Here is a 12608-nt window from a genome sequence, read left to right on the forward strand (position 1 = left end):
TCTTTTTGTGGCGAAAATTTATAGGAAATAAAAAAATAAAAAGAAGAGTGAAAATACCGAAAGGAGTGAAAAAATTGAATTTTCTTTTTGAAATAGGATTAGAAGAATTGCCTTCGAGATATGTAGACGAGGCTGAAAGTAATTTGAAAAAAATTGCGGAAAAAGAGTTAAAAGAAGAAAGAATTGCATTTTCAGGAATAGAATCTTTTAGTACGCCGAGAAGAGTGGCGATTATTGTTAAAGATATTGCTGAAAAACAAGCGGATTTGGATAAAAAAAGTGTTGGACCTTCAGTGGAAATCGCTTATAAAGATGGAGCATTGACAAAAGCTGGAGAAGGATTTATAAAATCACAAGGAGCGACACCTGATGATGTAAAAATTATCGAAAATGAAAAAGGAAAATATATTTCAATTGAAAAATTTATTGCTGGAAAACCTACAAAAGAAGTGTTGCCAGAAATATTGTCAAATGTTATTAAAAAAATCGAGTTTGAAAAATCAATGAAATGGTCAGACAGAACATTTAGATTTGCAAGACCGATAAAATGGTTTGTGACTTTGCTTGGAACAGAAGTATTGCCTTTTGAGTTTGAAGGATTAAAAGGTGGAAAGAAAACTCGTGGGATGAGATATTTTGCACCGCAAGATGTGGAAATTTCAAATCCCGACGAATATGTTTCAAAATTGAGAAAAAATAGTGTAATTGCTAGAAAAGCTGAAAGAAAAGCGGAAATTTTGAAAAGTATAAAAGAAAATTGTGAAAATGATGGTGATGTTGCGATTATTAATAATTATTTATTGGAAGAAGTTGTGAATTTGGTGGAATATCCTTTTGCGATAAAAGGTGAGTTTAATGCTGATTATTTGGACCTTCCAGAAGATATTATCACGATAACTATGGAAACACATCAAAGATATTTTCCAGTGAAAGATGCAAATGGAAGATTGACAAATAAATTTATTGTAATCAGAAATGCACCTGAATATTCAGAAGTTGTGAAAAAAGGTAATGAAAAAGTTATTGAGCCAAGACTTGCTGATGCGAAATTCTTCTTTGATGAAGATTTAAAAGGTAAATTTGCCGATAATGTGGAAAAATTGAAAGAAGTTACGTTCCAAAAAGATATGGGAACAATTTACGAAAAAATACAAAGAAGTAAAAAAATCGCTGAATATTTGGCAGATGAATTGGGATATGGAGCGAAAAAGAAAAATATCTTAAGAACAGTGGAACTTTCAAAAGCAGACTTGGTTTCAAACGTAATTGCAGAAAAAGAATTTACAAAATTGCAAGGATTTATGGGATCAGTTTATGCTGAAAAACAAGGTGAAGATAAAGAAGTGGCACTTGGAATTTTTGAACATTACTTGCCAAGATACCAAAACGATATTTTACCAACAACTATTGAAGGAGCATTAGCTGGAATTGCTGATAAAATCGATACTGTAGTAGGTTGTTATTCGGTAGGTTTAAAACCAACAAGTTCAAAAGATCCTTATGCGTTGAGAAGAGCGGTTCAAGGAATCGTTCAAGTGGCATTGGATTCTAAATTAGAATTAAATTACGAAAAATTAGTTGAAAAGGCTTACGAAATTTTTGCGGCTGACAAAAAAGTGTTGGATAAAAATGTTGTGAAAAATGTGGTAGAATTGTTTAAACAAAGATTATCAAATGTTTTAGGCGAAAAATACAGCAAAGATTTGATTTCATATGAAATTAACCTTGAAAACAATATCGTAAAATTAAATGACAGATTGTCAGTATTATTGGAATTGTCAAAAACAGAAAATTTTGAAACATTGATTAACTTATTAAAAAGGGTAAAAAATATAGTTAAGGATAATAAAGATGAAATCAAAATTTCAGAAAATTTATTTGAAAAAAACGAGGAAAAAGCTATATTTAACTTAGGAAATAAATTGGAGCTGCTTGAAAATAAAGAGTTCGCAAATTATATTCAAGTTTTATTGAATAACGCAAATGTAATAAATAACTATTTCGATAATGTAATAATTAACACAGATGATGAAACAATTAAAAATAACAGAGTTTCTACGCTTAAAAAATTAGAAAAATCGATTGATAAAATGATAAATATATAAAATTTTTAAGAAATTTTGAATTGTTTAATTGCTGAATTACTAGTCAATATTGGAATCTCGAATAGTTTTCACAGTTAAATAATAGAAAAATAAAATTTTTAGTATTGACTTTTTAAAAAAAAAGTGCTAATATCTAACCATAAAACGATGGTTAAATTAAATATAACCCGATATAAAATTAACAAAAAAAACTTGATTTTTTTGCTAAAATAGTGTATACTTACTTAAGTAAAGTTAGATTAAAAAATTCAAATTATTGGAAAATTTTTTTAAAAAATTAATTAATTTTTGGTTTTTTAGAAAATATATAATTTGAATGAAAGTGTCTTATTGTGTACCTATTTAAGCATAATCAAGGCAGTGCAGAAGTAAAATTAAATAGAAAATTCAGGAGGAATTAAAATGAAAAAATTAGTTATTTTGGGAACAGCTTTATTAGCTTTGAATGCTGTAGCGTCTGAATTCCAAGTAAAAGGTGGATATGATTTCTACAGAAAATATAAATCAGGAGCAGATTATTGGAAACATTCTGATTTTAAAGTAAAAAATGGTGCAACTGCGGGTGTTGAATACATCGTAGACAACCAAGGTGAATTTGAATGGGGATTAGGAGGAGAATACAAATTCTCTAATAACTCAGGAAAATTAAAACCTAAAAAAGAACAATGGAATGGTACTTATTCAACTGCTAAAAAACTTGGTAGAGATGTACCAGTTTATGCTTTAGGTAAATTTAACTTAATTACAACTAATGGAGGAAACGATGCTTTATATGTATTAGGTAGAGCAGGATATAACTTCGCTAAAGAATCAAGAGAAGCAAGAAAGCAGGCAGGATTAGACATTAAAGGTGGTCTATATACTGCAGCAGGAATTGGTACTGAATTTGGACCAGTTTCATTGGAAGCTTTATATGAAAGATCTAGCTTTAAAGTAACAGATAAAACTCCAAATGTTGGTGTAACTAAATATAGAGATCATTTAGATTCAGTTGGAGTAAGAGTAGGTTATAGAATTGGTCAATTGAAAAATGACAGATCACCTAAAGTTATAACTCAAACAGTAGAAGTACCTGTACCAACTCCAGTTCCTACACCTGATAATACAATTGATACTAGAGGAAATGCTGTATTACCATTTAGCTGCTCAGTTGATGATAAAAAATGTGTAATCAGAGGATTTAAAGTTGATGGAAGAGTACCAAACGAAAATGAACAAAACGACTTGAGAAAAATTGCAGACGTAATTAATCAATTTGCTGATGGTGGAACAATTGATTTCGTTGGACATACAGATTCAACTGGTTCAAATGCTTACAACCAAAAATTATCAGTTGCAAGAGCACAAAACGTAGCAAGATTGTTAAGAGAATATGGACTTAAAAATTCAATTTCTTATGGAACAATCACTGGACAAGGTGAAACTAACCCAATGGATACTAACGATACACAACAAGGAAGATACAATAACAGAAGAGTTGAATTATTCTTCCAAAATGTAGACTTCAAAAATGTTAAATTCATTAACCAATAATAATTAATAATTTGGGAACTATTTTTTAGTAGTTCTCAAATTTTATAATTTTTTTAAAATTATTTTTAAAAGAAGGCGAAGGCCTTTTTTTTGTATAATAAAAAATATGAGAAAAAATGATTAAATATTTTCTTTTTTTGTAAAAAATGTGATATAATTTATTATAATTATGTATTGTTCAGGAGAAAAAATTGAAGAATAATTTTAGAGAAAATTTATTAACTGTAGAAAAAATGAGAGAAAAAATAATCGAACTGAAAAGAGAGGGGAAAAGAGTAGTTTTTACAAATGGAGTGTTTGATATTTTGCACATAGGTCATCTGACTTATTTGGAAGAAGCTAGGAATTTAGGAGATGTTCTGGTTGTGGGTATCAACAGCAACTCTTCCGTCAAAGTCAATAAAGGCGACAAAAGACCGATTAACGACGAAAAAAATAGAGCGTTCGTGCTTTTGGGGACAAAATTTGTGGATTTTGCGGTTATTTTTGATGAGAAGACGCCGGAAAAACTTCTGGATATTCTAAAACCTAACATTCATGTGAAGGGTGGAGATTACAGAAAGGAAGATTTGCCGGAAACAAAGACTGTGGAAAAAAATGGCGGAGAAGTTAAAATTTTATCTTTTGTGGATAATGTTTCTACGACGGATATAATTAATAAAATAATTGAAGTTTATAAAAAGTGAGATTAAAATATGAAAATAATGAATTTTGATGAAATAAATAATTTGGCACGAAGTTTAGCAAAAAAGTTGGAAAATGGCGGATGTGTTGGACTAATTGGAGATTTGGGAGCGGGGAAGACGACTTTTACGAAAAAAATTTGTGAATATTTTGGAGTTACAGAGAATGTAAAAAGTCCGACATTTACTTATGTCATTGAATATGAGAGTGGAAGGAAAAAAATTAGCCACTTTGATGTATATAGAATTAGCAATACTGAAGAGATTTATGAAATTGGATTTGAAGATTTTATCGGAGATGAAGAGAGCGTCATAATTGTAGAATGGGCAGATAAAATTTTATCTGAAATGCCGCAAGATACGATTTTTATTGAAATTAATCACCACTCTGAAAATATGAGAAAAATTTCCGTCTATAAATTTGAAAATGGAGAAAAAATAGATTATTTAGAAAAATTGGGAGAATGAAAAAAGAAAAATTAGAAAAAAGAAATAGAAGAAAAAACAAAAAGATAGGAGAAATAAAAAAATAAATAAAGAAAGGGAGATTATGATAACTTTTGCAATAACTACGACCACTAAATTGGCTGGTCTTGCGCTTTATGAAAATGAGAAAGTTTTGGGGAAAATTCATATTGAAGTTGCGAAATCACATTCTACAACAATTTTGGAGCAAATTGACTGCCTTTTAAAGTGGACTGGAAAAAAATTAACTGATATAAAAAATGTGGTTGTGTCGATTGGACCTGGCTCTTTTACAGGTGTGAGAATAGCTATTTCGGTTGTAAAAGGAATTTTTTTTGGAAGAGAAGATGTTACATTTTATGAAGTGAATGAACTTGATGCGCTAGGTTATCAGGCATTTTTTAATATTTGTGCGACTTGCGATAATTTTTTTAATAAAAAAATTTATGCTTTGATAGATTCGAGAAAGGAAAAAGTTTATTTTGCGGCTTATAAAGTTTTTGAAAATAAACTTGAATTAGTGGAAGATTATAAAGTTGTTAAATTGGATGATATAATCTTGGAAATTAATAATAAAAAAAATGAAAAAGAAGATAAAAATAAAGAAAGTAAACAAGATAAAGAAGATAGAGAAGAAAATAAAAATAATGAAATTTATATGATTGGAGATGCAGTTTTTAATTATAAAGAAAAGATAAAAGAAAATTTGAGGCAAAGTGTCCATTTATTTGAAGAAAAAAATTTGAAAATTGATGTGGCAACTTTTGTTCAAATGATGCTCGCAGGAAAACTTGAAGATAAAAAAACTGATATTTTTAATTTAAGACCGAATTATTTGGAAAAATCACAGGCGGAAAGGGATAAGAAATAATGGCGTTAAAAAATTTTTTTAAATTTGGAAAAAAGAAGAAAAAAGAAGAAGAGATTGAAGAAACTAAAGAAACTGAAAAAAATGAAAAAATTAAAAAAAATATAGAAAACAAAGAAAATAAAGAAAATGATAAAGAAGAAAAAACAAAAAAAGGCAATGAAATTTCTGAAAAAAATAAAAAAAATAAAAAATTAGAAAATGAAAAAAAATCAGAAGAAAACAAAAATGAAAAAGGAAAAGAAGAAAAAGAAAAAAAAGAAGAAAAAATTGAAAAAACTAAGAAAAAACCAAAGTTAAAACCGTTAAAAGATAGACTTGCCACACCTAAAAAAGGATTTTTCTCAAAATTGAAAGAGATGTTTTTGGGAAAAACAATTGACGATGAACTTTATGAAGAGTTGGAAGAACTGCTTATTCAATCTGATATTGGAATGGATATGACGATGGAAATTGTGGCAGATTTGGAAAAACAAGTTGACAAAAAGAGATTGAAAGCGTCGCAGGATGTCTATGAGGAATTGAAGGAACTACTGAAAAGTAAGTTGGTCTACAACACCGAAGAAAATACGAAACTTGATATTCAAGATGGAAAACTTAATATTATTTTGGTAGTTGGAGTAAATGGAGTTGGAAAGACGACTTCGATTGGGAAAATTGCGAAAAAGTTAAAGGATAAAGGAAAAAAGGTTATAATTGGAGCTGGAGATACATTTAGAGCGGCTGCAATTGAACAGATTGAGGAATGGGGGAAAAGGACAGGAGTTGAAGTTGTGAAACAATCTCACGGAAGTGATCCTGCGGCTGTCATATTTGATACGGTAAAAACAGCTAAAAATCGAAATTTTGATGTGGCAATACTGGATACTGCGGGAAGACTTCATAATAAAAGAGATTTGATGAAAGAGCTGGAAAAAATTAATAAAATTATAAAAGAACAATCGGGAAATGATAAATTTGAAACACTTCTTGTAATTGACAGCACGACTGGGCAAAATGGGCTTGAACAAGCTAAAATCTTTAACGAAATTGTGGATTTAACAGGTATTATTTTGACTAAGTTTGATGGAACTGCAAAAGGTGGAATTATTTTTCCGATAACTAATGAATTAAAAAAGCCAATTAAATTTATTGGAGTTGGGGAAGGAATTGAAGATCTTAGAAAATTTGATTCTAAAGAGTTTGTAGAAGCGATTTTTTCTGATTAGCTTTAAAAAATGTGTGAAAATAAAAATAAAAAATAAAAAAAGAAATGGAGTTGAAAAAATGTCTAAAAATTTATTAGAAAGTTTGAAGGCTAAAGCAAAAATATTGCAAAAAACAATTATATTACCAGAAACGGAAGATCCAAGGGTGTTAAAAGCGGCTGAAAAAGTTATGAGTGAAGGTCTTGCAAAAATTGCACTTGTGGGAAGCGAAGAAAAAATAAAAAAAGAGGCGGAAAAATTGGGAGTAAATTTGGATGGAGCGATTTTTTATGATCCAAATAACTGTGCGACTATTGACCAAATGTCAGAAATTTTGAGAAAGAGAAGAGAAAAAAAAGGTATGACTTTTGAAGCGGCAAAAGCCACAATGTTGTCAGATCCTAGATTTTTTGCGGCAATGCTTGTAAAACAAGGAAGAGTTGACGGAATGGTCGCAGGTTCGATTTCTCCAACAGCTCATGTACTAAGAGCGTCAATTTTAGTAATTGGACCAAAAGAAGGGCTAAAAACAATTTCAAGTTCGTTTGTTATGGTAACTGACTCGAACTTTGGAGCAAATGGAACACTTATTTTTACAGATGCGGCAGTTATTCCCAATCCAACGGCGTTACAACTTGCAGATATAGCAATTTCAGCGGTTGAAAAAGCCAAAGTTACAGTTGGGATAAAAGAGCCTAAGGTGGCATTTTTGTCTTATTCAACAAAAGGAAGTGCCGACGGAGAATCAGTTAGAAAAGTTAGAGAAGCGATTGAAATTTTAAAAATGAGAGATGTGGATTTTGAATTTGATGGAGAAATGCAACTGGATGCGGCAATCGTTCCAGAAGTGGCAAAACTTAAGGCACCAAACTCAAAAGTGGCAGGAAATGCGAATGTATTAGTTTTCCCTGATTTAAATGCAGGAAATATCGGTTACAAATTGACTCAGAGATTTTCAGGTGCGAAAGCGTTAGGACCGTTAATTCAAGGATTAGCTAGACCTGTCCATGATTTATCGAGAGGTTGCAGCGTGGAAGATATAGTTGAAGTTGTGGCGATTACAGCCGTTGAATCTGATGAAAAATAATAATGATTAAGAAAAAAATAAAAATTTTTGGAGGAAATAAATAGATGAAAATATTAGTTATAAATAGTGGAAGCTCGTCGTTAAAGTTTGAATTAATTGACATGACAAATGAAAAATCAATTGCAAAAGGACTGTGCGAGAGGATAGGAATTGCAAATCCAATGATCAGTTACAAAAATTTGATAAAAGATATAAAAATAACTGAAAAGCCAGAACCTATGGATGATCATAAAATGGCAATTGACGCCGTATTAAAACTTCTTCAGGACGACAGTATGGGAGTTATTAAAAGTGTTGATGAAATTGATGCGATAGGGCATAGAGTTGTGCAAGGAGGAGCTTATTTTAAAGATTCGGCTTTAGTCGATGAAAAAGTTATTTCATTAGTTGAAGAACTTGGAGAACTTGCGCCACTTCACAATCCAGCTGCGGCAATGGGTGTGAGAGTTATGATGGAACTACTTCCAGATAAAAAAAATGTCGTGGTATTTGACACTTCGTTTCATCAGACAATGGAGCCAAAAGCATATATGTACGCTTTTCCGTATGAAGACTATGAAGAGTTAAAAGTTAGAAAATACGGTGCACATGGGACTTCGCACAGATATGTGAGCGAAATTGCAGCTCAAATGTTTGGAAAAAAAGATTCCAAAATAATAGTTTGTCACCTTGGAAATGGAGCTAGTATAACAGCTGTGAAAAACGGAAAAGTTGTTGACACTTCAATGGGTCTAACTCCACTTGCTGGAGTTATGATGGGAACCAGAACCGGAGATGTGGATCCATCGGCAGTTGTTTATATAATGGAAAAAAGAGGTTTAACTCCAAAAGAAATGAATACAAGAATGAATAAACAGTCTGGAATTAAAGGAATTTTTGGACCTAGCTCGGATTTTAGGGACTTGGCAGCTGGAGTTGAAGAAGGAAATGAAAAAGCAAAATTGGCATATGAAATGTTTTGTTACAAAATAAAATCTTATATTGGAGCTTATGCCGCTGCAATGAATGGACTTGATGCAATAGCATTTACAGGTGGAATTGGAGAAAATGCTTTTTATGCGAGAAGAGATATTTGTAGGGATTTGACATATTTAGGAATTGATTTAGATGAAGAAAAATCAAGTAAATGGTTACCGGGAAATGTAGAAATTACTAAAGAAAATTCTAAAGTAAAAGTTTATAAAATTGAAACGGCGGAAGAAATAATGATAGCGAGAGATACTTATAGACTTACAAGAGAAAGTTAGGTGGGGAAAAATGGCAAGTTTAAATATAATTTACTATTCAGCGACAGGAAATACTGAAGAAATGGCAAAATATATTGCACAAGGTGCAAAAGATGCGGGAGCAGATGTGAAAGTGATAAATGTGGAAGAAGCTGACGAAAAATCAGTAAATGCTGATTTTTTAGCGTTTGGTTCACCTGCTGCAGGAGCGGAAGAAATAGCGCCAGAAATAGTTGAATTTATTGAATCCAATAAAGATAAAATTTTTAATAAAACAGTTGGACTTTTTGGCTCTTACGATTGGGGAACAGGAGTTTTTATGGAAAGTTGGGTAGAACAGCTAACTAGCGAAAATTTCTCAATCGTAGGAGAAGGATTTATAAATCACTTGGCAGCTGATGATGATGAAAAAATTGAAAAATGTAAAGAATATGGAAGAAAAATAGTATTGTAGTAAAAACAAAAAAAGGGGGATTTTTTCCCCCTTGATTAAATAAGTAAAAATTTTTTTCTTTTCAAACATATTTTATTTTGCCTAAGAATTAATAATTCTTGATATTAAATAAGAAATGTGATACCATTAAATATAAACTATTTCAAAAAATAAGTTTTTGGAGGAAAAAATTGAGAAATTTGATATTACAGTTTTGTCTTATGGTGCTTGTTGGAACACTTATAGGTTGGTTTACTAATTATTTAGCTATAAAATTACTTTTTAGACCATATAAGGAGATGAATTTTCTCTTTTTTAAAATACAGGGATTAATTCCCAAAAGAAGAGCGGAAATATCTTTAAATATAGCCGATGTTGTGGAAAAAGAGCTGATTTCTGTGGATGATATCGCAGATAAAATTGAAGAAATGGAACTTTCAGATGAAATTATTGATAAGTTATTAGATAAAGTTATTGGAGAAAAATTGCAAAAAAATATATTGGATAAAAATCCGTTATTAAAAATGTTTATAAATGATAGCGTGATTGAAAAGATAAAATCTTATTTTAAAAAGAGCATTTTGGAAAATAAAGAAGAAATTATTGGGGAAATTATAAAAATAGGAAAAGAAAAAATAAATTTTCGTGAAATTATTTTGGAAAAAATGGAGAATTTTTCTTTGCAAGAAATAGAAGAAATTATTTTAAGAATTTCAAAAAATGAACTAAAGCATATTGAAATAATAGGTGGAGTTCTTGGGGGAATTATCGCAGTGTTTCAATTCTTATTGATGGTGGCACTAAAAGCGATATAAGTTTTGAGAGAGGGAGAAAAGATGGAAAAAGAAAGAGTATTGGCACCCGATGAACTGGGAGAGGACAATATTCAAAAGTCACTTAGACCAAAAACTTTTAGAGAATATATCGGTCAAGAAGATTTGAAAAAAAAAATGAACATTTTTATAAAAGCGGCAAAAATGCGAAATGAAACTGTGGACCACATTTTGCTATATGGACCTCCAGGACTTGGAAAGACGACGCTTGCAGGAGTGATTGCAAATGAGATGGGAGTAAATTTAAAAATTACAACTGGACCAGTTTTGGAAAAATCAGGGGATTTGGCGGCAATTTTGACTTCGCTTGAAGAAAATGACATTTTATTTATTGACGAAATTCACAGATTAAATACTTCAGTTGAAGAAATTTTGTATCCTGCGATGGAAGACAATGAAATTGATATTTTAATTGGAAAAGGACCGTCAGCTAGAAGTATTCGGATTGAGTTGCCAAAATTTACATTAATTGGTGCGACGACTAAAGCGGGACAACTTAGTACGCCACTTCGGGACAGATTCGGTGTGACACATAAAATGGAGTTTTACAATCTTGATGAGCTTACAGAAATTGTTCGAAGAGGAGCTGAAATTTTGAGCATTTCGTACGATGAAGACGGAATTAGCGAGATTTCTAAAAGAAGTCGTGGAACGCCTAGAATTGCGAATAGACTTTTGAAAAGAGCAAGAGATTATGCACTTGTTGAAGGAAATGGAGTTTTGGACAAAAAAAGTGTAAATGGAATTTTAAAACTTTTGGGAGTCGATGAAAATGGCTTGGATGAACTTGACAGAAAAATTTTAAGTTCGATAATTGATGTCTATAACGGCGGACCTGTTGGAATTGAGACATTATCACTTTTGCTGGGAGAGGACAGACGAACAATTGAAGAAGTTTATGAGCCGTATTTAATTAAAATCGGATTTATAAAGCGGACACCCCGTGGAAGAGTTGTAACTGAAGCTGGTTACAGACATTTAGGAATAAAAAAAATATTGGAAGAATAAAAATGAGGTGAAAAGCTGTTGTTGACAGTGATAGCAGAAAAGAAAAATATCAGTGATAAAAAAATTATTATTGATAATAAATTGGATTGCGGACATATTCAAAATGTGTACAGACTTCAAATAAATGATGAATTGAGAGTTATTGACGGCGAATTTGAATATTTGACAAAAATTTTAAGCATTTCTAAAAAAGAAGTCATTTTAGAAATAATAAAAAAAATGGAGGACAATTATTCACTTGATGTGAATATTGACATGGCGATAGGAATTTTAAAAAACGACAAGATGAATTTAGCGATACAAAAATTGACGGAAATAGGTGTTAATAAAATAATTCCGTTAAAGACAAAAAGAGTCGTTGTAAAAATTAATGAAAAAAAAGAAAAGTGGGAAACTGTTGTAAGAGAAGCGCTAAAACAATGTAGAGGAGTGAAATTTCCCAAAATTTCAGAAATAAAAAAAATTTGTGAAATTGACTACGAAAAATATGATAAAATAATATTTGCCTATGAAAATAGTGAAAATTCAAAGTCGATTTTTGAATTAATTGATGAAAAAGATAAAGATATTTTGTGTATAATTGGACCAGAAGGCGGAATTACCGAAGAGGAAGTAGATTTTTTGAAAGGAAAAAATGCTTTTGAAGTGAGTCTTGGCGCTAGAATTTTACGAGCTGAAACAGCTTCAATTGTAGTTGCGGGAATTATTTCAAATTTAAATTTAAAATAAAAAATTAAAAAACTAAAAATAATAAAAAACAAAACAAAATTAAATTAAAGAAAGGAAAAAAAGAAAATGAGTGAAATAAAAAATGAATTTGGTGCAGAAATTCAACAAATAATTGACATTATGGAGGATAAGAAGGCACAGGACATAAAAGTATATGATATGCGTGGAAAATCACCATTTTTTGATTATTCGATACTTTGTACTGGAAGTTCAAGTAGAAATATTGAAGCGATTGCGACTGATGTAAAAAAAAGTTTGGAAACGGTTAGAAGTGTTGAAGGACTGGAAGAAGCTAATTGGGTTTTGATTGATGCAGGAGATGTGATTGTTAGTATATTTAGTAAAGATGCGAGAGATTATTACAAATTAGATGAATTTTACAACGGAGTAAATGGAAAAAATAAAGAAAACAAAGAAAATAAAGAAATTGATGAATAAAATATTTTAAAAT

General features: G+C 30.6%; 13 protein-coding genes. All 13 read left to right on the plus strand.

The annotated features are described in order from the left end of the window. Positions 1-74: 74 nt before the first annotated feature. The 13 genes from glyS (at position 75) to rsfS (ending at position 12595) form a co-directional block, all read left to right on the plus strand. A complete protein-coding gene (gene glyS, locus BCB68_RS04090; protein WP_094080767.1) occupies positions 75-2105 on the plus strand; it encodes a glycine--tRNA ligase subunit beta in 2031 nt (676 codons plus the stop codon). 402 nt (positions 2106-2507) lie between these two features. Then, a complete protein-coding gene (locus BCB68_RS04095; RefSeq protein WP_094079641.1) occupies positions 2508-3638 on the plus strand; it encodes an OmpA family protein in 1131 nt (376 codons plus the stop codon). A 233-nt stretch (positions 3639-3871) separates the two neighbouring features. Beyond that, a complete protein-coding gene (gene rfaE2, locus BCB68_RS04100) occupies positions 3872-4324 on the plus strand; it encodes a D-glycero-beta-D-manno-heptose 1-phosphate adenylyltransferase (protein ID WP_172826481.1) in 453 nt (150 codons plus the stop codon). 9 nt (positions 4325-4333) lie between these two features. After that, positions 4334-4789 (plus strand): tRNA (adenosine(37)-N6)-threonylcarbamoyltransferase complex ATPase subunit type 1 TsaE, encoded by a 456-nt coding sequence (gene tsaE / locus BCB68_RS04105; protein WP_094079643.1) that lies wholly within the window; start codon positions 4334-4336, stop codon positions 4787-4789. A gap of 82 nt (positions 4790-4871) precedes the next feature. Beyond that, positions 4872-5657 (plus strand): tRNA (adenosine(37)-N6)-threonylcarbamoyltransferase complex dimerization subunit type 1 TsaB, encoded by a 786-nt coding sequence (gene tsaB, locus BCB68_RS04110; RefSeq protein WP_094079644.1) that lies wholly within the window; start codon positions 4872-4874, stop codon positions 5655-5657. Then, positions 5657-6862 carry a signal recognition particle-docking protein FtsY gene (gene ftsY / locus BCB68_RS04115; protein WP_094079645.1) on the plus strand — a complete coding sequence of 402 codons (1206 nt, stop codon included), beginning with the start codon at positions 5657-5659 and terminating at the stop codon, positions 6860-6862. Before tsaB ends, ftsY begins: the two co-directional genes overlap by 1 nt. A gap of 58 nt (positions 6863-6920) precedes the next feature. Beyond that, positions 6921-7928 (plus strand): phosphate acetyltransferase, encoded by a 1008-nt coding sequence (gene pta, locus BCB68_RS04120; RefSeq protein WP_094080768.1) that lies wholly within the window; start codon positions 6921-6923, stop codon positions 7926-7928. 44 nt (positions 7929-7972) lie between these two features. Then, positions 7973-9175, plus strand: a complete 1203-nt coding sequence (locus tag BCB68_RS04125) for an acetate/propionate family kinase (protein ID WP_094079646.1) — start codon at positions 7973-7975, stop codon at positions 9173-9175. Between the two features lie 10 nt (positions 9176-9185). Next, positions 9186-9608 (plus strand): flavodoxin domain-containing protein, encoded by a 423-nt coding sequence (locus BCB68_RS04130; RefSeq protein WP_094079647.1) that lies wholly within the window; start codon positions 9186-9188, stop codon positions 9606-9608. A 170-nt stretch (positions 9609-9778) separates the two neighbouring features. After that, complete coding sequence (locus BCB68_RS04135; protein WP_094079648.1) at positions 9779-10402, plus strand: DUF445 domain-containing protein; 624 nt, start codon at positions 9779-9781, stop codon at positions 10400-10402. Positions 10403-10423: 21 nt separating this feature from the next. Continuing rightward, the gene (gene ruvB / locus BCB68_RS04140) at positions 10424-11428 is read left to right on the plus strand and encodes a Holliday junction branch migration DNA helicase RuvB (protein WP_094079649.1); all 1005 of its coding nucleotides are present in this window, start codon (positions 10424-10426) and stop codon (positions 11426-11428) included. 18 nt (positions 11429-11446) lie between these two features. Continuing rightward, complete coding sequence (locus BCB68_RS04145; protein ID WP_094079650.1) at positions 11447-12157, plus strand: RsmE family RNA methyltransferase; 711 nt, start codon at positions 11447-11449, stop codon at positions 12155-12157. A gap of 66 nt (positions 12158-12223) precedes the next feature. Further along, on the plus strand, positions 12224-12595 hold the full coding sequence (gene rsfS / locus BCB68_RS04150; RefSeq protein ID WP_094079651.1) for a ribosome silencing factor: 372 nt from the start codon (positions 12224-12226) through the stop codon (positions 12593-12595). The last annotated feature ends 13 nt before the right edge of the window (positions 12596-12608 follow it).

Origin of the sequence: Leptotrichia sp. oral taxon 498, from assembly GCF_002240055.1 — a bacterium.
GTDB classification, from domain to species: Bacteria; Fusobacteriota; Fusobacteriia; order Fusobacteriales; family Leptotrichiaceae; genus Leptotrichia; species Leptotrichia rugosa.

What these genes read in the sequence shown, in the direction of transcription:
- pta (WP_094080768.1), top strand. Translation starts at nt 6,921, where the DNA reads ATGTCTAAAAATTTATTAGAAAGTTTGAAGGCTAAAGCAAAAATATTG.
- BCB68_RS04130 (WP_094079647.1), top strand. Translation starts at nt 9,186, where the DNA reads ATGGCAAGTTTAAATATAATTTACTATTCAGCGACAGGAAATACTGAA.
- rfaE2 (WP_172826481.1), top strand. Translation starts at nt 3,872, where the DNA reads ATGAGAGAAAAAATAATCGAACTGAAAAGAGAGGGGAAAAGAGTAGTT.
- rsfS (WP_094079651.1), top strand. Translation starts at nt 12,224, where the DNA reads ATGAGTGAAATAAAAAATGAATTTGGTGCAGAAATTCAACAAATAATT.
- BCB68_RS04095 (WP_094079641.1), top strand. Translation starts at nt 2,508, where the DNA reads ATGAAAAAATTAGTTATTTTGGGAACAGCTTTATTAGCTTTGAATGCT.
- ftsY (WP_094079645.1), top strand. Translation starts at nt 5,657, where the DNA reads ATGGCGTTAAAAAATTTTTTTAAATTTGGAAAAAAGAAGAAAAAAGAA.
- BCB68_RS04125 (WP_094079646.1), top strand. Translation starts at nt 7,973, where the DNA reads ATGAAAATATTAGTTATAAATAGTGGAAGCTCGTCGTTAAAGTTTGAA.
- tsaE (WP_094079643.1), top strand. Translation starts at nt 4,334, where the DNA reads ATGAAAATAATGAATTTTGATGAAATAAATAATTTGGCACGAAGTTTA.
- ruvB (WP_094079649.1), top strand. Translation starts at nt 10,424, where the DNA reads ATGGAAAAAGAAAGAGTATTGGCACCCGATGAACTGGGAGAGGACAAT.
- tsaB (WP_094079644.1), top strand. Translation starts at nt 4,872, where the DNA reads ATGATAACTTTTGCAATAACTACGACCACTAAATTGGCTGGTCTTGCG.